Origin of the sequence: Paracoccus sp. DMF-8 (assembly GCF_029309835.1) — a bacterium.
Classification (GTDB): domain Bacteria; phylum Pseudomonadota; class Alphaproteobacteria; order Rhodobacterales; family Rhodobacteraceae; genus Paracoccus.
In genome coordinates this window covers 129,715-150,326 of sequence record NZ_JARJHL010000016.1, presented here as the reverse complement: position 1 = coordinate 150,326, position 20,612 = coordinate 129,715, and the positions used below count along the sequence as shown (strand labels likewise).

Here is a 20,612-nt window from a genome sequence, read left to right as displayed (position 1 = left end):
CCGTGAAGCCACGAAAACAGACCGAAGGGTTCGATTCCGGCAGGTTTATGCCGAGCGTTTTCGCCCGATCAGCAAGAACCGGCCAGATTCAGAGAGTCTTAAGACTGCGGAAATTCGTCCTCAGAGGCTTTCATGGCCGCTTCGGCAGCTTCGAGAATCGTTTCCTGAGCGGCGGCAAGACGCGCCACGGGCACCCTGAAGGGCGAACATGACACATAATCGACACCCGCCCGCAGGCAGAAAGCGATCGATCTGGGATTGCCGCCATGTTCGCCACAGACCGAAATCGTGATGTCGGGACGATGCGCCTTGGCGCGTTCGACCCCGATCGCGACCACCTCGCCCACGCCCTGCTGGTCGAGGATGTGGAATTCGGGTCCTTCATACACGCCCTTGCCGACATAGGTGCCCATGAAACGGCCCGCGTCATCGCGCGACAGGCCATAGGTCATCTGCGTCAGGTCGTTCGTCCCGAATGACATGAAGGCCGCAATGTTCGGCGATATCGCCCGCCCCGCAGCGCGGCGCGCGCGGCGTTTCGACCATGACGCCAAGGCGGTAGGTGAATGCTCTGCCGGGCTTCCCGTTCCTGACCGCGGCGGCGACGGCGCCGACGCGGGTCTTCACCAGCTCGACCTCGCGCCGGGCGCTGACCAGCGGGATCATGATTTCGGGCACGACCGGCGATCCGGCACGGGCGGCGGCGACCGTCGCCTCGAAAATGGCGCGGGCCTGGATGTCGTAGATTTCGGGCACGGTGATGCCCAGGCGCACGCCGCGCATCCCCAGCATCGGGTTGAATTCGACAGGCGCCCTCGACCCGGCGGACGACATCGGACAGCGGCAGGTCCAGCGATTCGGCCAGTTCGCGCATGCCTTCGCGGTCATGGGGCAGGAATTCATGCAGGGGCGGGTCGAACAGGCGGATGGTGACCGGCAGGCCCGCCATGATCTCGAACAGCGCCGTGAAATCGTCGCGCTGCATCGGCAGGATGCGTTCCAGCGCCAGACGGCGATCCGCAGGCGCGTCGGCAAAGATCATCTCGCGCATGGCCGGCAGGCGCGCGTCGTCAAAGAACATGTGTTCCGTGCGGCACAGCCCGATGCCCTGCGCCTTGAAATTCTGCGCCGTCGCGGCATCGTCGGGCGTGTCGGCATTGGCGCGCACGCCGATGCGGCGGAATTCGTCGGCCCATTCCAGCAACTGGTTGAAACTGTCGTCCAGCGCCGGTTCCAGCAGGGTCGCCGCGCCCGCCAGCACCTCGCCCGAAGTGCCGTCGATGGTCAGGATATCGCCCTCGCGGAAGATGCGGGTGCCGACGCGCATGATGCGCGCGCGCGAATCGATGGAAATGCCGCTGGCGCCGACGATGCCGGGCAGGCCAAGGCCGCGCGCGATCACCGCCGCATGGCTGGTCACGCCGCCGCGTTCGGTCAGGACGGCGACGGCGGCATGCATGCCGCGGATATCTTCGGGCACGGTTTCGCGGCGGATCAGCACCGCAGCGCTTCGCCCCGCGCCTCGCGTTCCTGCGCGGCGGCGGCGGTAAAGACGATCTGGCCGGTCGCGGCGCCGGGGCTGGCGTTGATGCCGCGCGTGACGATGTCGCGCGGGCTGGCGGGGTCGATCTGGTAATGCAGCAATTCGCCAAGGGCGCGGGGTTCGACCCGCATCACCGCCTCTTGCGGGGCGATGATGCCGTCGCGGGCCAGCGCCACCGCGATGCGGACCGAGGCGCGGGAGCTGCGCGTGACCCGGATCGCGTCGATGATCGAGATCTTGCTGTCGGTCAGCACGAATTCGATCTGCATTTCTTCGCGCAGGCGTTCGCGGGCGGCGACGCCGAAGCGGACCAGATCGGCAAAGACCTCGGGCGCGGCCTGTTCCGGCGACTGGCCGCGCGGATCGCGGGTCAGATAGAGCGGATCGGCGCCCTCGCCCTTGGCGTTGCCCTGGGTCTGGCCGCGAAAGCGCCCGGTGATGCGCGGCGTGCCGGTGACGGAGTCGATGAACTGGATCGTGCCCGACCCGGTGACCCCCGGCCCGATGGCCAGCGCCATGTCCTGCACGACCAGCCCCAACGGCGCATTCGGCGGCGCCCCCTTGGCCTGACGCAGCAGCCGGGCGGTCGGCCCGTCCCATGCCCGCGCCATGGACCGCAGCACCTCGGCCAGCTGGCGGGCGGGGTCCTGGGGGAAAGCTTCGTCGGTTTCGGCGTAATAGGCGGCCAGAACCGCGCGCAGGTCGGCATGTTCGTCGGAAAACATGCCGGGGTCGAGCCGCGCGACATGGATGGCATAGGATTGGACGAAACCGCTATACAGCGCATCCGCCGCGCCCCGGCCCTTGATCGCGGCGATGCGGTCGTGGACCTCGTCATTCATGCCGACATTCAGCACGGTCCCCGGCCCGCCCCATGCCGGGTCGATGGCCGAGGGCCGCACGCTGACCAGCCCGCTGCCCTGATCCATCAGCGCCGCCAGCCTTGCCCGGTCGGGCATGCCGCCCGCCGAAATCGCCCGCACCGCATCGGCGGAAATCGCGACGCTGCGGGGGACCGGCAGGTTCATGCGGACCAGACGTTGCAGGCATTTCGCCCGCCAGCCGTGGATACCCGTATTGACCCCGGCCGAGGGGGTAATTTCGACGATGGAAAGCGGATCGTTCAGTGCTTGCATGGGCTGTGAGCCTGTCATGGCCATCCCCTTGCGGCAAGCGGTAAAAAGGGGGCTGCCGCCCCTCGACGCGGGCCTGTGGCCCGCCTCTCACCCCGGCGGGTATTTGGGTGATGAAGAAATCAGCCCTCGATCTTGTTGAAGTCGGCGATGGCGGCGCCGGCGGCGCGGATCTGGGACAGCAGGTTCAGGCGGTTGCGGCGCAGGATCTGGCTGTCGGTGTTGATCTGGACGGCGTCGAAAAAGGCGTCGATGGGCGCGCGCAGGGCGGCGATGGCGGACATGGCTGCCGGGAAATCTTCGGCTTGCATGGCGGCGCTGATCGCGGGTTGGGCCTGACCGAGGGCCGCGAAGAGGGCGCGTTCCTGATCGGTTTCGGCATATTTCGGGTCGGCACCGAAGGAGTATTCGACGCCGTCCTTTTCTTCGGCCTGCGCGAGGATATTGGCGGCGCGTTTCAGGCCCTGCAGCAGGTTGGTGCCGTCGTCGGTTTTCAGGAAATCCGACAGGGCGGTGGCGCGGTTGACGAGCAGGGTCAGGTCGTCATTGCCGGGCATGTTGAGCACGGCGTCGATGACGTCGTGGCGGATGCCTTGATCTTTGAGGAAGACTTTGAGGCGGTCGTGGAAGAAGGAGAGGAGGTCAATTTCCATTGCAACAAGAGCATTAATGAAAGCGGTGCCTTCAGGAAAGCTCGCCTTTTCAAACGCTTTTATTTTCTGCGCGTAATCTGGTTTTTCAAAGCCAGCATCTACGAGCTGTCGCTCACTATCCGCGAAATGCTCTCGTTGCCGCAGGAAGAAAAAGTCAAGATGCACTTCTCCGATCGTATGCATCAACTCTGACAGAGAAATTCTGATCGCATTCCCCAACACCAACCGAACAACCCCCAAGGCCGCGCGGCGAAGGGCGAAGGGGTCTTTGGAACCGGTGGGTTTTTCGTCGATGGCCCAGAAGCCGGTCAGGGTGTCCAGCTTATCTGCCAGCGCAACCGCGACCGAGACCGGGGCGGTGGGCACGGCGTCGGACGGACCCAAGGGGGAATAGTGGTCGCGGGCGGCGTCGGCCACCGCTGCGTCCTTGCCTGCCTCCAGCGCGTAATAGCGGCCCATGGTGCCTTGCAGTTCGGGGAATTCGCCGACCATCGCCGAACGCAGGTCGAGTTTGGCGATGCGGGCGGCTTCCTCGGCCATGTCCGGGTCGGCACCGACCAGCGGGGCGATTTCACGGGCAAGGGCTGCGATGCGGGTGATGCGGTCGGCCTGACTGCCCAGCTTGCTTTGGAAGGTCACGGATTTCAGGCCCTGTTCCCAGTCCTGCATCCCGGATTTCGCCTCTCGCAAATCATTTTCCCAGAAGAAGGCCGCGTCCGACAGGCGGGCGGCCAGCACGCGCTGGTTGCCTTTCAGGATGGTGTCGCCGTGATCGGGGGTGTCGATATTGGCCACCGTGACGAAGCCTTCGATCCGGCCGGTTTTCGGGTTGCGGGCGGACAGGAATTTCTGGTGTTCCTTCATCGAGGTTTGCAGCACCTCGGGCGGCAGGGCCAGAAAGCGGTCCTCGATCACGCCCATCAGGGGGACGGGCCATTCGACCAGACCGGCGATTTCCGACAGCAACCCGTCGTCGGGCACGATCTCCCAGCCACGGGCAAAGGCGAGATTGGCGGCCTCTTGCCGGATGGCGGCCTCGCGTTCCGCGCTGTCCAGCATGACGCGGGCGCGGCGCAGCCTGGCGGCGTAATCGTCAAAGCCGGTCACGGCAAAGGCGTCGGGGGCCATGAAGCGGTGGCCGCGGGTGGTGTCGCCGGTCCGGATGCCTTCGATATCAAGGGGCACGATCCGGGCGCCGGCCTCATCCGTCAGGATGCAGATAATGGAATGGAGGGGGCGGACCCAACGCAGGGAACCCGCGCCCCAACGCATGGATTTCGGCCAGGGAAAGTTGCGGATGGTGCTGTCCAGCACCTCGGCCACGATCTCGGCGGCGGGGCGGCCGGGTTTGACGATGGTCGCGAACCAGACCTGGCCCTTTTTATCGTCGCGCGCGACCAGATCATCGCGGGTCAGGCCCGCACCGCGCAGGAAACCCTGCAAGGCGGCCTCGGGCGCGTCGGTGCGGGGGCCCTTGCGTTCCTCGCGGGTGGTCGGGCTTTCGGCGGAGAGGCCCTCGACGGTCAGGGTCAGGCGGCGCGGGGTGCTGAATGCGCCTGCGCTGCGATAGGTCAGGCCGGCCGCAACCAGACCATCCGTGACCAGCTTGCGCAGATCCTCGCGCGCGCGGGATTGCATGCGGGCCGGGATTTCTTCCGAAAAGAGTTCGATCAGCAGGTCGGGCATCAGTCGATGGTCCTTTTCTCTTCGGCGTCTTCGTTGGTCTGGCGCCATTCATAGGCGCGGCCGTCGGGATAGACGGCCAGAACGGCGTCGATTTTGGGGGCGATGTTTTTCTGCACCAGCCAGGCGGTGGCGCGGCCAGCGGCGATGTCATCGGTCAGGGCAGCCACGTCGAAACAGTCGAACCAGCGCGGCGGGATCAGCGGCGTCGGCGCGGGATAGGGCGCGGCAGTCGCGGCCAGCGCCGGGTCGGTCGTGAAACAGGCGCGGTTCGCCAGCGGCGAACTGACCGAATAGATGCCCTGATAATCGGCGACCGGCAGGTCGATCACCGCGCCATCCGCGCCCTGAACGGCCAGCGTCGCCGGGGCCTGATCGACGGTGCGGTAGTAATGGTAAACCTGCAGGTAATACATGCCGCCGCCTGCAACGAGGACGATGGCGGCGAAAAAGATCGCGATCAGTTTTCCGGTCATCGGATCTGCTCGCCCGTGGCTGCGGGGGTGGTCACGAACAGGTCGGCGCAGCGTTTGGCCAGCGCCCGCACCCGACCGATATAGGCCTGACGTTCGGTGACCGAGATCACGCCGCGCGCGTCCAGCAGGTTGAACAGATGGCTGGCCTTGATCGCCTGATCATAGGCCGGGTGCGCCATCGGGATATTGCGGCCCGCCGCGTCGGTGTCATCGGCCGACAGGATGCGGTCGCATTCGGCCTCGGCATCCTTGAAATGCTGGAACAGCATATCCGTATCGGCCTGATCGAAATTCCAGCGGCTGTATTCGCGTTCGGTTTGCAGAAAGACATCGCCATAGGTCAGCGGAATCGGGCTGGCGGGATCGTTGAAGGGCATGTCCATGACATGCTCGATCCCCAGCACATACATGGCCAGGCGCTCCAGCCCATAGGTCAGCTCGCCCGAGACGGGTCGGCAGTCATGCCCGCCGACCTGCTGGAAATAGGTGAACTGGCTGACCTCCATCCCGTCGCACCAGACCTCCCAGCCCAGACCCCAAGCGCCAAGGGTCGGGCTTTCCCAGTCATCTTCGACGAAACGGACATCGTGGATCATCGGGTCCAGACCGATGGCCTTCAGGCTGCCCAGATACAGATCCTGAAGGTTCGCGGGCGATGGTTTGATGATCACCTGATATTGATAGTAATGCTGTAGCCGGTTGGGGTTTTCACCGTAACGCCCATCCGTCGGGCGGCGCGAGGGCTGGACATAGGCCGCCGCCCAGGGCTTGGTGCCAAGGCTGCGCAGCGTCGTCGCCGGGTGGAACGTGCCCGCGCCGACCTCCATATCATAGGGTTGCAGGACCGCGCATCCCTGAGCCGCCCAGTAATTCTGCAGCCGCAGGATGATTTCCTGAAAGCTCTTGGGCCGGTCGGGGCTGGTCATCGTCGCATCCTTTGGCATAACTGGCAGGAATTTCTGTCGCCTTCTAGGCAGAGGGCGGCGCAGGGTCAATCAGAGGGACGAGTGGATGCGCAGCTTTGCAAGGATCATCGGGGCAGCCCTGCCCGTCGTATTGGCAACTGCGGCCGCGGCCGAGGATGTCGTCATCCGGATCGAGGCGAAACGCGGTGCCGAAGCCGCGCAGGAAACCGCCGCGAACTGGGGGGCGCAATTCCCGAATGTCGTGACCTTTCCGCTGAACGGCGATTGGGTCGCCATCGCGCTTGGCCCCCTGCCCCGCGAAGACGCCGCGCCCCTGCTGGACGACCTGAAATCGCAGCGCAGGATCCCGGATGACAGCTTTATCGCCCCGGCGGGCAACCAGCAGATGACACCCGTCGCTGCCGCGCCCGTGGCAGAGGCGGCAGAGGGCGGCTCGCCCTCGCTGTTCGATGCCGATGCGCTGGCGGGCGGGGCGCAACCGGGTGACGCGGCGACCGAGACCGGCACCACTGAATCTGGCACCACCGAATCCGGCACCACAGAACCTGACACAACCGAAGCGGCCCCCGAGGTCGTCCCCGACGCAGTCGGCGAAACCGTCGCCGAACCGGAACCCGCCCCCGTTCCCACCGGCTTTTTCATCCGCATCGAATCGGATAGCGATCTGGCCCGCGCGCAGGAACTGCTGAACGCGCGGCGCGAAACCCTGCCCGATGCCAGCCTGTGGCAGTTGGAAAACGGCCGCTATGCCGTTGCCGTCGGCCCGATGGAGCAGGATCTGGCGACCCGCTGGCTGGCCGCTTTCCGCGCCGCCAATGCCGTGCCGCGCGATGCCTTTGTCGCGCCGGGCGCCGATATGGGGCAGGTCGCCGTCGAAGGCGCGGCCCCGCCTGCCGACACCCCTGCCGCCGAAGGCCAGACCGCCCCGGCGCTGGAAGATATCCAGCGCGCCCTGCGTTGGGCCGGGCATTATGACGGCGCGATCGACGGCAAGGACGGCCCGATGACCCGCGCCGCCATCGCCAGCGAGGTCGTGGCCCTGCGCGCCTCGCCCGATGCCGATACCGCGATGCACGAACTGATCCGCCGCCGCGAGGCCTGGCGGTCCGAGGTCGGGCTGGTCGACCTGCGCGACGACTATACCGGCCTGTCGCTGCCCGCGCCGATGCAGGCGCTGCAATTCGACCGCACCGAACGCGCGCTGTCGATCTATGGCCCAAAGGACAATTCCGGCGCCGCGCTGATCCTGATCAGCCAGCCGGGCGGGCAACAGGAAATGCTGGACCTGACCGGGCTGGTCACCGCGCTTGGCTGGGTGCCCTCGCCCGAGCGCAGCATCACGCGCGGGCAGGCGATCCTGAAAGGCCGCAACGACACCCATATCGGCTATGCCGAAACCCGCGTCGTCGACGATACGGTGCAGGGATTCGTGCTGATCTGGCCGGTCGCCGATGCAGAAAACCAGCCCCGGATCCTGGCCGAAATCTCGGACGGGCTGACGCGCTTTGCGCCTGCGGAAAACACCGCCCTGCTGGTGCCCGCTACTGACGCCAGAAGCGCGGCAGAAGCAGGACAAGCACCGACAGAAGCTCCAACCGGCCAAGAAACATCCCGATGATCATCAGCCATTTCGCGGCGGTCGGAAACTGATCGACCGCCCCGTTTCGGCTGACCTCGGGGCCCCAGACCGGGCCGACATTGGCAATCGCCGTCCATGCCCCGGTCAGGGCGGTGCGCGGGTGCAGCCCGGTCAGCGACAGCCCGACGATCAGCAGGCCAAAGGTCAGGATGAACAGCGTGAAAAACGCCATGACCGAACTGACCACGTCGCGGTCCAGCGGACGCCCTTCGAGCGTCAGGGGAAAGACGCGGTGCGGCGAATGCATCCTGCGCGCCTGCGCGCGAATGGCCCGGAACAGCACCAGAAAGCGGAACACCTTGATTGCACAGGCGGTCGATCCCGTGCAGCCCCCGACCAGCCCGATGATGATCAGCAGGGCAAAGGGGAAATGTCCCCAGATCGTCACGTCTCCGGCGGCGAAACCCGTGCCGGACGCGGTTGAAACCACGTTGAAAACCGTGTCGCCTATGATCTGGAACGGGTTGGCGCCGGTGCCGGGGGCCTGAATGACCAGACGATAGATCACGATCAGCGACACGATGTAGAACAGCCAGCGCAGATAGGCGCGGACCTGCACATCGCGCCAGATCGGGGCGCCGTTGCCGCGAAACAGCTGCACCATGCGAATGAACGGCAGCGCCGCCACGATCATGAAAAAGGCCGCCGCGATCTGCGGCGCGCCGGGCCATGTCGCGAAACCCGCGTCATAATTCGAAAAACCGCCCGTCGAACAGGCGGTCAGCGCGTGAAACAGCGCGTCGAACCCGCTCATCCCCAGCAGGATGAAGGTGATGAAGCACAGGCAGGTGATAAAGACGTAAACCAGCGTGGTCTCGGTCGCGATATCAAAGGCGCGGGGCAGGATTTTCCCAAGCGTGTCAAAGCCTTCAGAGCGAAAGAACTGCATGCCCCCGACCTTCATCACCGGCAGGAAGATCATCGCGACCACGATGATCCCCAACCCGCCCGTCCATTGCAGGATCGCCCGCCACAGATGCGTGCCCTGCGGCAGGCCGTCCAGCTTGGGAAAGGCGGTCGTGCCGGTCGTGGTCATGCCCGACATCGCTTCGAAATAGGCATCCGAAAAGCCCGCATAGGGGGCACCCAGCATAAAGGGCAGCGCGCCCACCAGCGGCAGCACCAGCCACAGGCCCGTGGTCAGCAGGAACGCCTGCTGGATCTTCAGCGACTGGTCGGCCGTCCGCGTCGCCAGCACCAGAATGCTGCCCAGAATGGCGCAAAGCGCACCCGATTCCAGAAAGGCGGTCCAGTTCCGGTCGCCCCGCCACAGATCGACCAGCATCGGCAAGCTCATCGCCACCCCCAGGGTGACGACCAGTTTTCCGATTGTATTGGCCACCGGGCGGATATCGATCATGCGATCTGCTTGCCGCGCCCCGGTTCTGGCGTCAAGCAAAGCTCATGCTTGCACCATGCCCCGCCCCGCCGTATAGACCTGTCAGGGCGCGGGTGTAGCTCAATGGTAGAGCAGCAGCCTTCCAAGCTGAATACGTGGGTTCGATTCCCATCACCCGCTCCAAACCCTCCTGTATGACCGTTTTCCTTGCTCCGATTCTGATCGGCCAGCGCGATATTCCTGCCTTGATCGCGTCGACGAACCCGGTCGCGAACCGGCAGGGATGCACAGCCCCCTTCGCGCCCCCTGCGCAGCATATGTGCCACACCGAAGCCTTTCACCCGGCCATATGCCCCTTTCCCTTGCAGCGCCCTTGCCCGATCACAGCACCAAAAGATTGAGATTTCGTTGATCCCGGCCCTGCGCGCCCGCTTTTCGCACGCCCGGCTATTCCTGAACGCCGGGTTCTGCCCTACATGGGTTGTGCTTGCCGAACAGTGGCGGAAAGGAACCCCATGTCCCCAAAAGCAAAGTCGCGCCTGTCCTTTTATCTTTTGATCGGCCTGACGCTTTATGCGTCGCTGCTGGGCGCGGCATAAGGGGGGCAAGCACATGGCCAAACGCTATACCGGACGCTATTCGCCCGACACGCAGCGCGACCAGCCGCGCGGCAGCGACCTGCCCGCCCGCGCCATTCCGGGCGACATCCGCCACCCGCAGGAATCGCGGACGCGATGGGTCACCATCGCCGCGACGCCGCTGCTGGTTTCGGCGTTTTTTCAGGACCCGCTGATCATGGCGACCAGCCTTGCGGGCTTTGGCATTCTGGCATCCGGCATGTGGATGACGCGCGAGGGCCTGCGCGCCGAAGCCGCCTATAACGCCCGCCGCGTCGCCCGCCGCCCGGCCTTTCCGCGCAAGCTGTTCGGGGGCGTGCTGACCGGGCTGGGGCTGGCCGTCGGGTCCTATGAACCCGGCACGGCGGCGATGGCGGGCGCGGGAATCATCGGCGTCGTCGGCTCGATCCTGCAATGGCTGACCTTTGGCACCGACCCCATGCGCGACAAGGGGATGGAAGGCATCGACAGCTTTCAACAGGATCGCGTCGCCCGCATCGTCGCCGAGGGCGAGGATTACCTGCGCGCCATGCGCGACGCCATTCTGCGCACCGGCGACCGTCGGCTGGAGGCCCGCGTCCACCTGTTCTCTGCCACCGCCCGCGAACTGTTCGCCCGGGTCGAGGAGGACCCCGGCGATCTGGCTGCCGCGCGCCGCTATCTGGGCGTCTATCTGATGGGCGCGCGGGACGCGACGGTGAAATTCGCCGATCTCTATGCCCAGACCCGTGACGAACGCGCCCGCGCCGATTACGAGGCGCTGCTGGCCGATCTGGAAACCAATTTCGCCGCCCGCACCCGTCAGCTGATCGAGGGCAGCCGCACCAATCTGGATATCGAAATGCAGGTGCTGTCCGAACGTCTGGCCCGCGAAGGCATCCGCACCGACGACACGATGACCTACCTGAACCGGCCCGTGCCGGAAAACCTGATCCTGCCCGAAGGCAGCAAGACCCGCGACAGGCGCGACTGAACGCCATGCCACGCTACGCCTTGCAGGTCGAATATGACGGCGTGCCCTTTGCCGGCTGGCAGGCGCAGGCCGAACACCCAAGCGTTCAGGGCGCGCTGGAACGGGCGCTTGCCCGGCTGGATCCCGGCTTTGCGGCAGGTGCGCGGATCGCCGCCGCCGGGCGCACCGATGCGGGCGTCCACGCGACGGGTCAGGTCGCCCATGCCGATCTGGTCCGCGCATGGGACCCGTTCAAGCTGGCGCAGGCCCTGAACTGGCACCTGAAGCCCGCCCCCATCGCGATCACCGCCGCCGCCGCCGTGCCGGACGATTTCCACGCCCGTTTTTCCGCCATCGAGCGGCGCTATGCCTTTCGCCTGATCGCCCGCCGCGCGCCTGTCGTGCATGAGCGCGGCCGGGTCTGGCAGGTCCAGCAGCCGCTGGACAGCGAGGCCATGCGCGCAGGCGCGGCGCATCTGATCGGGCGGCATGACTTCACCACCTTTCGTTCGACCATGTGTCAGGCGGCCAGCCCGGTAAAGTCGCTGGATGACATCACGATCCGCGAAATCCCGCTGGAGACGGGCCGCGAATACCGCTTTTACCTGCGGGCGCGGTCCTTTCTGCACAATCAGGTGCGCTCGATCGTCGGCACATTGGAACGGGTCGGCGCGGGGGCATGGCAGCCCGATCGCGTGGCGACGGCGCTGGCGGCATGTGACCGCGCGGCCTGCGGGCCGGTCTGCCCGTCGCAGGGGCTGTATCTGACGGGCGTCGGCTATCCGGCGGACCCGTTCGGGGACGGGGCACAGGTCTGGCGCGACTAGCAACCAAGAGGCGGCGGCTTCAGGATGTTACAGGGCAGATGCGCGGGCGATCAGCCTTCGCCGCGTTCCCCGTTGCGGCGGCGGCAGGGGCGACGGCCCTGCCAGTTCGGCAGGATCACCGTCATCACCGTATTCATGATGATCCACAGATCGACGCGCAGGTTGTTGCGGCGCTGATAGATCAGATCCAGCCGCAGCTTGGTCGGCAGGCAGCGGCGGTAATAGGCGGCCTCGGTCGCCTCGGCGGTCTGGCACGATGCCATGATCCGGTCTTCATGCGCGTGATAGATCATCGTGGCAAGGCCGGTGACGCCCGGCCGATTGACCAGAACCGCGGAATATTGCTTGGGGAAGCGTTCGACATATTCGCGCAACGGCGGGCGGGGGCCGACAAAGCTCATGTCGCCGCGCAGGATGTTGAACAGCTGCGGCAGTTCATCGATGCGGGTGCGGCGCAACACGCGGCCGACACGGGTGATCTGCCAGTTCTTGTGCGCCCCGGTCGCGCCGGAATCGCCCTCATCGCGCAGCATGGTGCGGAATTTCAGCAGGTTGAACGGCTGTCCCGGCGCCCGCATCCGTGGCGCGACATAGAACAGCGGGCGCCCCTGCGTCAGCAGCAGAACCGCGGCGACGATCAGCATGACGACGGACAGGGGAATCAGCAAAAGCAGGGCAAAGGTGATGTCAGAGGCCCTTTTGCGGACCGTCATGCCATTGGAGGATGACCGCCCCCGTAACAGCCACGCCAGCCCGAGCGGTCCGGCCGACACGAGTTTATGGCCGTCTGTCCTGTCCCAGTCGTGGTGAATGGTCACGATATAGCTCGATATTCTTTGGTCTGACCTACTGACTTTTTTGCCGTAACATAGCTTGGTTGAATTGCAAACCGCATCAATTAAAATCGGCGCCGTCGCTTGCGGGACCGTTGCCTTTCGGCCAGTCTTTGCGCAGCACGGCTCTGCAAAAGGTGAACAATGCGTAAACTTCTGGTCGTGCTGGACGACACGCGGGAATGTATCAACGCCATCCGCTTTGCCGCGCTGCGGGCCGCGCGGACCAATGGCGGGGTGCAGGTGCTGGCGGTGATTCCCGCAGGAGAGATCCAGCATGGCATGGGCGTCGCCGATGTCATGCGCGCCGAGGCGCAGGACCGGATCGAGGCCCATTTCGAGGTTTTCGCGAAATGGATGCGCGACCGCCCCGGCGTCGAACCCGAACTGATTATCCGCGAAGGCGACCCCGGCACCGAATTGCTGGCGCAGGTCGCTGCCGATCCCGATATCGGCGTCGTGGTGCTGGCGGCGGCCTCGGACAGTTCGGGGCCGGGCCCGCTGGTGACGCGGCTCTTGCGCGAAATGCCCAACATGACCTGCCCGGTGACCATCGTTCCGGGCGATCTGTCGCGCGAAAGGCTGGAACAGGTGACACGCGGCTGACCCGCCTCGCGACGCGATCCCCTGACGCGGCCCGCTTTTGATCCGGACCTGACTTGACTTGCGGCACCCCCGATCCCCATATCTGCGCCAAAGGAGCACCCGATGTTCATTCAGACCGAAACCACGCCGAACCCGGCGACGCTGAAATTCCTGCCCGGCGAAACCGTCCTGGGTCAGGGCACCGCCGATTTCCCCTCGGCCGAGGCATCGGCGCCCAGCCCGCTTGCCCGCCGCATCTTTGACGTTCCGGGCGTGACCGGCGTCTTTCTGGGGTCGGATTTCGTCACCGTGACGAAATCGGACGAGGTGGCATGGGATCATCTCAAGCCCTCGATCCTGGGCGCGATCATGGAACATTTCCAGTCGGGCGCCCCGGTCATGCAGGGCGGCGCCGATACCGCCGGCGGTCATACCGGCCATGTCAGCCATGACGGGCCGGATCCTGAAATCGTCGACCAGATCAAGGAACTGCTGGACACCCGCGTCCGTCCCGCCGTGGCGCAGGATGGCGGCGACATCACCTTTCACGGCTTTGATCGCGGCATCGTCTATCTGCACATGCAGGGCGCCTGCGCGGGCTGCCCCTCGTCCACGCTGACGCTGAAGATGGGCATCGAAAACCTGCTGCGCCATTATATCCCCGAAGTGACCGAGGTTCGCCCGGTTGCCTGACCTGTCCGCGGATTCGACACATCGGCCGCGCATTGCGCGGCCTGCTTGATATCCGGCGACCGCCTGCTGGCCTCGGCCCATGTCGATATGGCGCGGGGTCAGGCCGAACATCTGTTTCCGATGCTGGAACGGGTGCTGGCCGACGAGGCTGCACCTGGTCCGACCTGTCGGTGATCGGCACGGGCACCGGCCCCGGCAATTTCACCGGCATCCGCATCGCCGTCGCCGCCGCACGCGGCCTGTCGCTGTCGCTTGGCATTCCCGCCATCGGCATCGGCGCGACCGAGGCGCTGGCGCTTGGCCTGCCCCGCCCCTGCCGCATCGTGATCCCCGCCCGCGGGGATGAGGTGATCTGGCAGGATTTCGGCGACGCCCCCACCCTTCCGGCCCCCCCCCTTCCGGCCATGTGCCTGCGCAGGGAACTGCCCCCCGGCCCGATCATCTCGACCCCCGTCATGCCGATTGCCGAAGGCATCGCGCGGCTGGCGCTCGCACGCCGCGACACGCCCCAGCCCCGCCCCGCGCCGATCTATCTGCGCCCGGCCGATGCCGCGCCGGCGCGCGACCGTGGCCCGGTCATGCTGCCGTGACCCCTACCCCATCACCAAGGGCCCCCGCGCCGAAGGATCTGGCGCAGATCCATGCCCGGTGCTTTCCCGCCCATCCCCGCGCATGGTCGGCGGGCGAAATCGCCGCGCTGACGGACAGGCGCGGCAGCTTTCTGCTGACCCGCCCGGCGGGGTTCCTGATCGGACGGGTCATCGCGGACGAGGCGGAACTGCTGACCCTTGCCGTCGCCCCCGAGGCCCGGCGCCAAGGTCGCGGCCGCCAGCTTTTGCATGAATTTCAGGCAAAAGCCGCAGCAATGGGCGCGGCTGAGGGGTTTCTGGAGGTCGCATCCGACAATCCCGCCGCGCTGGCGCTGTATCTTTCGCAGGGCTGGCAGCGGGCGGGCCTGCGCCGGAACTATTACGCGCCGGGGGTCGATGCGCTGATCCTGCACCATCGCTTTACCGCGTCCCACGAAATCGGTTGACGCCCCGCAACCTGTGCGCCCAAATTCCAGAGGAGAGATTTGCGGAATGATCCGCGCAGATGAATGAGGCTTGCAATGTCCCTGACGAAATCCATGCTGGCCGGCACCGCCGCGCTGATCGCCGCGCCCATGATGGCATTTGCCGATCCGGCACTGATCTTTGACCTCGGGGGAAAATTCGACAAATCATTCAACGAGGCGGCCTATCGCGGGGCCGAACGCTGGAAGGCCGAAACCGGCGGCAGCTACAAGGAACTGGAAATGCAGTCCGAGGCGCAGCGCGAACAGGCGCTGCGCAGGCTGGCCGAAACCGGCGCCAATCCGATCGTGATGACCGGCTTCGCCTTTGGCGAGGTGCTGACCAAGCTGGCAGGCGATTATCCCGAAACGAAATTCGTCATCATCGACACCGTGGTCGAGGCGCCGAACGTCCAATCCGTTGTTTTCACCGAAGAACAGGGCAGCTATGTCGCGGGCGTGATGGCCGCGATGGCGTCGCAGACCGGGACCGTCGGCTTTATCGGCGGCATGGATATCCCGCTGATCCACAAATTCGAATGCGGCTATGTCCAGGGCGTCAAGGCAACCCGCCCCGATGCCCGGGTGATCGTGAACTACACCGGCACCACCCCCGCCGCATGGAACGACCCGGTCAAGGGGGGGGAGTTGACGCGGGCGCAGAAATCCTCGGGCGCGGATGTGATCTATGCGGCGGCGGGCGGCACCGGCATCGGCGTGCTGCAGGCCGCGGCCGACGAAGGCATCCTGTCCATCGGCGTGGACAGGCAACCAGAACGCGCTGCATCCGGGCAAGGTCCTGACCTCGATGGAAAAGGGCGTGGACAATGCCGTTTACGAAGCCTTTACCGGCGGCGTCGACATCGACGCGGGCACGCGCGTCATGGATCTGGCCGCAGGCGGCGTCAGCGTTTCGATGGATGAAAACAACGAAGCCCTGATCACCGCAGACATGAAGGCCGCAATCGACGCCGCGAATGCGGGCATCTCTGCCGGAGAGATCGAGGTTCACGATTACATGACCGACAACACCTGCCCGGTTCAGTAATGCCAACCGGGGCGGCAGGGGGTGCCGGGGTGCCGCAGACGCCCCCAGCCATCGAGTTGCGTGGAATTTCAAAGGCTTTCGGCCCCGTTCAGGCAGATCGCGATATCTCGATGGCGGTCCCGCGCGGGACGATCCATGGCATCATCGGCGAAAACGGGGCCGGGAAATCGACGCTGATGTCGATCCTTTATGGCTTTTACCGCCCCGATGCGGGTGAAATCCTGATCGACGGCACGCCCATCGCGATTTCCGACAGCCAGACCGCGATCCGCGCGGGCATCGGCATGGTGTTCCAGCATTTCAAGCTGGTGCGGAATTTCACCGTGCTGGAAAACGTGATCCTCGGGGCCGAAGACGGCGGGCTGCTGCGCCCCTCGCTGTCGCGCGCCCGCAAGGAGTTGCGGCGGCTGGCCGATGAATACGGGCTGGACGTCGATCCCGACGCCCTGATCGAAGAGCTTTCCGTCGGCCATCAGCAGCGGGTCGAAATCCTCAAGGCGCTGTATCGCAACGCGAATATCCTGATCCTGGACGAGCCGACCGGGGTGCTGACCCCAGCCGAAGCCGACCATCTGTTCCGCATCCTTCGCGGGTTGCGCGACCAGGGCAAGACCATCATCCTGATCACCCACAAGCTGCGCGAGATCGTGGATTCGACCGATAACGTCTCGGTCATCCGGCGCGGCGAGATCGTGGGAACGGTGCGCACCGCCGACACCAGCCCCGAACAGCTGGCCGAGATGATGGTCGGTCGCAAGGTCTTGCTGAACGTCGAAAAGGCCCCTGCCCAACCCGGCGCCCCGGTGCTGGACATCACCCGATTGCGCATGATCGACCGCGACGGCGTCGAAAGGCTGCGCGACATCGACCTGACGGTCCGGCGCGGCGAAATCGTCGGCATCGCCGGGGTCAGCGGCAATGGCCAGACGCAGCTTCTTGAAATCATTGGCGGGTTTGGCGAACCCGGCGCCACCCTGATGGGCGAGATCGCGATCAACGGCAAGGCGATCCCCCTGCATGGCTATGGCGCGAATGGCCGCACGCGCCGCAAGCTGGGCATCGGCCATGTCCCCGAGGACCGGCAGACCGAAGGTCTGATCATGGATTTCGCAGCCTGGGAAAACGCGGTTTTCGGCTATCACGACGCGCCCGAATGGCAAAAGGGGCCGCTGATGGACAATGCCGCGATCCGCGCCGATACGGAATCCAGGATGGCGCGTTTCGACGTCCGCCCGCCGAACCCCGAACTGGCGGCGCGGAACTTTTCCGGGGGGAACCAGCAGAAAATCGTCGTGGCGCGCGAAATCGAACGCAACCCCGACCTGCTGCTGATCGGCCAGCCGACGCGCGGCGTCGATATCGGCGCGATCGAATTCATCCACCGGCAGATCGTCGCGCTGCGCGATCAGGGCAAGGCGATCCTGCTGATCTCGGTCGAGCTGGACGAAATCCGCGCGCTGTCCGACCGGATCGCGGTGATGTTCGACGGGCGCATCATGGGACAGGACCACCCGCCCGACACCAGCGCCTCTGATCTGGGCTGCCTGATGGCAGGGGTTTCGCCGGGCGGGGCGCCAATGACAAAAGGGACGGGCGCGTGACGCATTCCTTCCGGATCATCGGGACCCTGACCAGCGCGGCCATCCTGTCAGGATGCGTGCCCGTCGCGCAGATGGTCTCGCAGGGCGAGGAACGGCACCGGAATGAGGCGCAGCGTTTGCGCATGGGCAATGGACAGGGCTGATGGAAACAATGCCGAAATGGGCCGATCTGATCCTGACGCCGCTAATTTCGCTGCTGCTGGCCTTTGCGATTTCCGGGCTGGTCATCCTCGCCATCGGTGAAAACCCGTGGGAGGCACTGAAGGTCATGGTGACCGGCGCGCTCGGCTCCAGCTATGGCTGGGGTTTCACGCTGTATTACACCACGAATTTCATCTTTACCGGGCTGGCCGTCGCCGTCGCCTATCACGCCGGGCTGTTCAATATCGGCGGCGAAGGGCAGGCGTCGCTTGGCGGGCTTGGCGTGGCGCTGGTCTGCCTGTCGCTGCCCTGGCCCGGCTGGTGGCTGGCGCTGCCCGCCGCGATGATCGGGGCGGCGCTGTTCGGCGCGCTCTGGGCGCTGATCCCGGCGGTTTTGCAGGCCAGACGCGGCAGCCATATCGTCATCACGACGATCATGTTCAACTTCATCGCCGCCGCGCTGCTGAACTATCTGCTGGTCAATGTCCTGCGCCCGGTGGGCAGCATGGACCCGTCCACGCCGCGCTTTCCCGCCGAAACGCATCTGCCCTCGATCAGCGACATCATGGCGGGTTTCGGGGTCAGCTGGGGCCAGCACACCCCCGCGAATGTGACGCTGATCGTGGCCCTGATCGCCTGCCTTCTGGTCTGGATGCTGATCTGGCACACCCGCCTTGGCTATGAAATCCGCGCCTTTGGCAAATCCGAACCGGCGGCGCTGTATGCGGGGATTTCGCCCACCCGCATCATCATCACCGCCATGATGATTTCCGGCGCGCTGGCCGGGCTGATGGCGATCAACAACGTCATGGGCGAGGCGGAACGGCTGCTGATGAATTCGGTCGAGGGCGCGGGCTTTATCGGCATCGCGGTCGCGCTGATGGGGCGCAACCACCCGGCGGGCGTCTTGCTGGCCGCGCTTTTGTTCGGGTTCCTGTATCAGGGCGGGGGCGAACTGGCGCTGTGGACATCCATCCCGCGCGAATTGATCACCGTCATTCAGGCGCTGGTCATCCTGTTCACCGGCGCGCTGGACAACATGGTCCGCATGCCGCTGGAGCGGCTGTTTCTGGCGCGGCGCAGGCGGGGGGCCAGGTGATGGATTTCGCGATCGTCCTGCAGGTTCTGGACGGCGCCCTGCGGCTGATGACGCCCTTGCTGTTCGCCTGCCTTGCCGGGCTTTATTCTGAACGCGCGGGGATTTTCGACATCGGGCTGGAGGGCAAGATGCTGATGGCGGGCTTCGCCGCCGCCGCCGTTGCCGCCGTCACCGGCAATGTCTGGCTGGGGCTGGTGGCGGGGATCGGCGCATCCGTTGCGCTGGCATTGCTGCATGGGCTGGCCTCGATCACCTTTCGCGGCAACCAGTTGATTTCCGGGGTGGCCGTGAACTTTCTGGCCGCCGGGCTGACAGTCCTGCTGGGCCAGCGCCTGTTCCAGTTGGGCGGCCGCACCCCGTCACTGGGCGGAGAGGCGCGGTTCGGCCCGGTCACCCTGCCCTTTGCCGAAACCCTGCGCGATGTGCCCGTGCTGGGGCCGATCTATGCGGAACTGATTTCCGGCCATACCGTGCTTGTCTATCTGGCGCTGGCCTGCGTGCCGCTGACATGGTGGGTGCTGTTTCGCACGCGCTTTGGCCTGCGGCTGCGGGCGGTGGGGGAAAACCCCGCCTCGGTCGATACGGCAGGGGTGTCGGTGACGCGGCTGCGCTATCAGGCGGTGATCATCTGCGGCATCCTGTGCGGGCTGGCGGGGGCCTATCTGTCCACCGCGCTGGCGGCGGGTTTCGTGCGCGACATGACCGCCGGGCGCGGCTATATCGCGCTGGCCGCGCTGATCTTTGCCAAGTGGCGCCCCGCGCATGCGCTGTTCGCGACCTTCCTCTTCGGGCTGATGGAGGCGATTGCCAACCGCTTCCCGAATATCGACATCGGCCCGATCACGGTGCCGTCGATGTTCATGAACGCCCTGCCCTATATCCTGACGGTGATCATTCTTGCGGGCTTTGTCGGCCGCGCGATCCCCCCCCGCGCCGGAGGCGAACCCTATGTCAAAGAGCGATGAGCTTGCCCGCCTGATCCGCGACCGCGCAGGCGGGCAACCGCCCGAATACGGGCTGATTCTGGGGTCCGGTCTGGGCCATCTGTCGTCGCAGGTGCAGGGCACGGCGATCCCCTATTCCGACCTGCCGGGCTTTCCCCATGCGGGCGTGTCCGGCCATGTGCCGCAACTGGTGATCGGAGAGTTGGAGGGCCGCCGCGTCGCCGTCTTTGGCGGCCGGGCGCATTACTATGAATCGGGCCGCGCCGATGCCATGCGCCTGCCGCTGGAGGTTCTGGCCGCGCTTGGTTGCCGACAGTTAATCCTGACCAATGCGGCGGGGTCCCTGCGCGCCGATCTGCCGCCCGGCTCGCTGATGCTGCTCAGCGACCATATCGCGATGGGCGGGCTGAACCCCCTGATCGGCGAACCGTCCGAGGCCCGTTTCGTCCCCATGACCGACGCCCATGATGCGGGCCTGCGCCAGCGCCTGCTGGACGCGGCGCGGGCCGAGGCGGTCGATTTGGCGCAGGGCGTCTATTTCTGGTTTTCCGGCCCGTCGCTTGAAACCCCCGCCGAAATCCGCGCGGCAAAGGTGCTGGGCGCCGATGCGGTCGGCATGTCCACGGTGCCCGAAATCATCCTGTCGCGCTTTCTGGGCCTGCGCTGCGCCGCGATTTCGGTCATCACCAATATGGGCGCGGGGCTGTCGGATGAAGCGATCAGCCATGAACATACCAAGGCCATGGCGCCGCTTGGCGCGGCCAAGCTGGAACAGGTCCTGCGCCGGTTCCTGCGCGGGTAACCGTCCAATGAAAACCGGCGGCCC

General features: G+C 65.7%; 16 protein-coding genes, 1 tRNA gene and 3 pseudogenes. 14 read left to right on the top strand and 6 right to left on the bottom strand.

The window, feature by feature from the left end; translation table 11 throughout:
* Window positions 1-98 precede the first annotated feature (98 nt).
* From PE067_RS17615 to PE067_RS17600, 4 genes and pseudogenes are all read right to left on the bottom strand, one after another.
* A pseudogene (locus tag PE067_RS17615) lies at window positions 99-2,679 on the bottom strand (putative PEP-binding protein).
* 119 nt (window positions 2,680-2,798) lie between these two features.
* On the bottom strand, window positions 2,799-5,015 hold the full coding sequence (gene glyS / locus PE067_RS17610; protein ID WP_276190995.1) for a glycine--tRNA ligase subunit beta: 2,217 nt from the start codon (window positions 5,013-5,015) through the stop codon (window positions 2,799-2,801).
* Window positions 5,015-5,488 carry a DUF6446 family protein gene (locus tag PE067_RS17605; RefSeq protein WP_276190994.1) on the bottom strand — a complete coding sequence of 158 codons (474 nt, stop codon included), beginning with the start codon at window positions 5,486-5,488 and terminating at the stop codon, window positions 5,015-5,017. The genes glyS and PE067_RS17605 overlap by 1 nt, the downstream gene beginning before the upstream one ends.
* On the bottom strand, window positions 5,485-6,414 hold the full coding sequence (locus tag PE067_RS17600) for a glycine--tRNA ligase subunit alpha (protein WP_276190993.1): 930 nt from the start codon (window positions 6,412-6,414) through the stop codon (window positions 5,485-5,487). The genes PE067_RS17605 and PE067_RS17600 overlap by 4 nt, the downstream gene beginning before the upstream one ends.
* Before the next feature lie 85 nt (window positions 6,415-6,499).
* Between PE067_RS17600 and PE067_RS17595 the strand changes: the two genes are divergently transcribed.
* Window positions 6,500-8,032 (top strand): peptidoglycan-binding domain-containing protein, encoded by a 1,533-nt coding sequence (locus tag PE067_RS17595; RefSeq protein ID WP_276190992.1) that lies wholly within the window; start codon window positions 6,500-6,502, stop codon window positions 8,030-8,032.
* Here PE067_RS17595 and PE067_RS17590 read toward each other — a convergent pair.
* Entirely contained in the window at window positions 7,956-9,413 is a 1,458-nt protein-coding gene (locus PE067_RS17590; protein ID WP_276190991.1) for a TrkH family potassium uptake protein, read from the bottom strand. The genes PE067_RS17595 and PE067_RS17590 overlap by 77 nt on opposite strands.
* A gap of 88 nt (window positions 9,414-9,501) precedes the next feature.
* On the opposite strand from PE067_RS17590, the gene PE067_RS17585 reads away from it, so the two are divergent.
* From PE067_RS17585 to truA, 3 genes are all read left to right on the top strand, one after another.
* Window positions 9,502-9,575: transfer RNA gene (locus PE067_RS17585), tRNA-Gly, on the top strand.
* A gap of 429 nt (window positions 9,576-10,004) precedes the next feature.
* Complete coding sequence (locus PE067_RS17580) at window positions 10,005-10,982, top strand: 5-bromo-4-chloroindolyl phosphate hydrolysis family protein (RefSeq protein ID WP_276190990.1); 978 nt, start codon at window positions 10,005-10,007, stop codon at window positions 10,980-10,982.
* A 5-nt stretch (window positions 10,983-10,987) separates the two neighbouring features.
* Entirely contained in the window at window positions 10,988-11,788 is an 801-nt protein-coding gene (gene truA, locus PE067_RS17575) for a tRNA pseudouridine(38-40) synthase TruA (protein WP_276190989.1), read from the top strand.
* Between the two features lie 50 nt (window positions 11,789-11,838).
* On the opposite strand, the gene PE067_RS17570 is transcribed toward truA, so the two are convergent.
* Window positions 11,839-12,501, bottom strand: coding sequence for a sugar transferase (locus PE067_RS17570; RefSeq protein WP_276190988.1), 663 nt, complete (start codon window positions 12,499-12,501; stop codon window positions 11,839-11,841).
* Window positions 12,502-12,765: 264 nt separating this feature from the next.
* On the opposite strand from PE067_RS17570, the gene PE067_RS17565 reads away from it, so the two are divergent.
* The 10 genes and pseudogenes from PE067_RS17565 to PE067_RS17520 all read left to right on the top strand — a co-directional run bounded on the left by PE067_RS17565 (window position 12,766) and on the right by PE067_RS17520 (window position 20,588).
* Window positions 12,766-13,227, top strand: a complete 462-nt coding sequence (locus PE067_RS17565; RefSeq protein ID WP_276190987.1) for a universal stress protein — start codon at window positions 12,766-12,768, stop codon at window positions 13,225-13,227.
* Window positions 13,228-13,329: 102 nt separating this feature from the next.
* Window positions 13,330-13,899, top strand: coding sequence for a NifU family protein (locus PE067_RS17560; protein ID WP_276190986.1), 570 nt, complete (start codon window positions 13,330-13,332; stop codon window positions 13,897-13,899).
* Between the two features lie 45 nt (window positions 13,900-13,944).
* Window positions 13,945-14,489, top strand: a pseudogene (gene tsaB / locus PE067_RS17555) (tRNA (adenosine(37)-N6)-threonylcarbamoyltransferase complex dimerization subunit type 1 TsaB).
* Entirely contained in the window at window positions 14,486-14,935 is a 450-nt protein-coding gene (locus PE067_RS17550; RefSeq protein ID WP_276190985.1) for a GNAT family N-acetyltransferase, read from the top strand. The pseudogene tsaB and the gene PE067_RS17550 overlap by 4 nt, the downstream one beginning before the upstream one ends.
* Window positions 14,936-15,010: 75 nt before the next feature.
* A pseudogene (locus PE067_RS17545) lies at window positions 15,011-16,001 on the top strand (BMP family ABC transporter substrate-binding protein).
* Between the two features lie 29 nt (window positions 16,002-16,030).
* Entirely contained in the window at window positions 16,031-17,602 is a 1,572-nt protein-coding gene (locus PE067_RS17540; RefSeq protein WP_276190984.1) for an ABC transporter ATP-binding protein, read from the top strand.
* On the top strand, window positions 17,599-17,745 hold the full coding sequence (locus PE067_RS17535) for a hypothetical protein (RefSeq protein ID WP_276190983.1): 147 nt from the start codon (window positions 17,599-17,601) through the stop codon (window positions 17,743-17,745). Before PE067_RS17540 ends, PE067_RS17535 begins: the two co-directional genes overlap by 4 nt.
* Window positions 17,745-18,842 carry an ABC transporter permease gene (locus PE067_RS17530; RefSeq protein ID WP_276190982.1) on the top strand — a complete coding sequence of 366 codons (1,098 nt, stop codon included), beginning with the start codon at window positions 17,745-17,747 and terminating at the stop codon, window positions 18,840-18,842. The genes PE067_RS17535 and PE067_RS17530 overlap by 1 nt, the downstream gene beginning before the upstream one ends.
* The gene (locus PE067_RS17525; RefSeq protein ID WP_276190981.1) at window positions 18,842-19,807 is read left to right on the top strand and encodes an ABC transporter permease; all 966 of its coding nucleotides are present in this window, start codon (window positions 18,842-18,844) and stop codon (window positions 19,805-19,807) included. The genes PE067_RS17530 and PE067_RS17525 overlap by 1 nt, the downstream gene beginning before the upstream one ends.
* A complete protein-coding gene (locus tag PE067_RS17520; RefSeq protein WP_276190980.1) occupies window positions 19,791-20,588 on the top strand; it encodes a purine-nucleoside phosphorylase in 798 nt (265 codons plus the stop codon). The genes PE067_RS17525 and PE067_RS17520 overlap by 17 nt, the downstream gene beginning before the upstream one ends.
* Window positions 20,589-20,612 lie beyond the last annotated feature (24 nt).

What these genes read in the sequence shown, in the direction of transcription:
- PE067_RS17520 (WP_276190980.1), top strand. Translation starts at nt 19,791, where the DNA reads ATGTCAAAGAGCGATGAGCTTGCCCGCCTGATCCGCGACCGCGCAGGC.
- PE067_RS17530 (WP_276190982.1), top strand. Translation starts at nt 17,745, where the DNA reads ATGGAAACAATGCCGAAATGGGCCGATCTGATCCTGACGCCGCTAATT.
- PE067_RS17560 (WP_276190986.1), top strand. Translation starts at nt 13,330, where the DNA reads ATGTTCATTCAGACCGAAACCACGCCGAACCCGGCGACGCTGAAATTC.
- PE067_RS17565 (WP_276190987.1), top strand. Translation starts at nt 12,766, where the DNA reads ATGCGTAAACTTCTGGTCGTGCTGGACGACACGCGGGAATGTATCAAC.
- PE067_RS17595 (WP_276190992.1), top strand. Translation starts at nt 6,500, where the DNA reads ATGCGCAGCTTTGCAAGGATCATCGGGGCAGCCCTGCCCGTCGTATTG.
- glyS (WP_276190995.1), bottom strand. Translation starts at nt 5,015, where the DNA reads ATGCCCGACCTGCTGATCGAACTCTTTTCGGAAGAAATCCCGGCCCGC.
- PE067_RS17570 (WP_276190988.1), bottom strand. Translation starts at nt 12,501, where the DNA reads ATGACGGTCCGCAAAAGGGCCTCTGACATCACCTTTGCCCTGCTTTTG.
- PE067_RS17580 (WP_276190990.1), top strand. Translation starts at nt 10,005, where the DNA reads ATGGCCAAACGCTATACCGGACGCTATTCGCCCGACACGCAGCGCGAC.
- PE067_RS17600 (WP_276190993.1), bottom strand. Translation starts at nt 6,414, where the DNA reads ATGACCAGCCCCGACCGGCCCAAGAGCTTTCAGGAAATCATCCTGCGG.
- PE067_RS17605 (WP_276190994.1), bottom strand. Translation starts at nt 5,488, where the DNA reads ATGACCGGAAAACTGATCGCGATCTTTTTCGCCGCCATCGTCCTCGTT.
- PE067_RS17590 (WP_276190991.1), bottom strand. Translation starts at nt 9,413, where the DNA reads ATGATCGATATCCGCCCGGTGGCCAATACAATCGGAAAACTGGTCGTC.
- truA (WP_276190989.1), top strand. Translation starts at nt 10,988, where the DNA reads ATGCCACGCTACGCCTTGCAGGTCGAATATGACGGCGTGCCCTTTGCC.
- PE067_RS17525 (WP_276190981.1), top strand. Translation starts at nt 18,842, where the DNA reads ATGGATTTCGCGATCGTCCTGCAGGTTCTGGACGGCGCCCTGCGGCTG.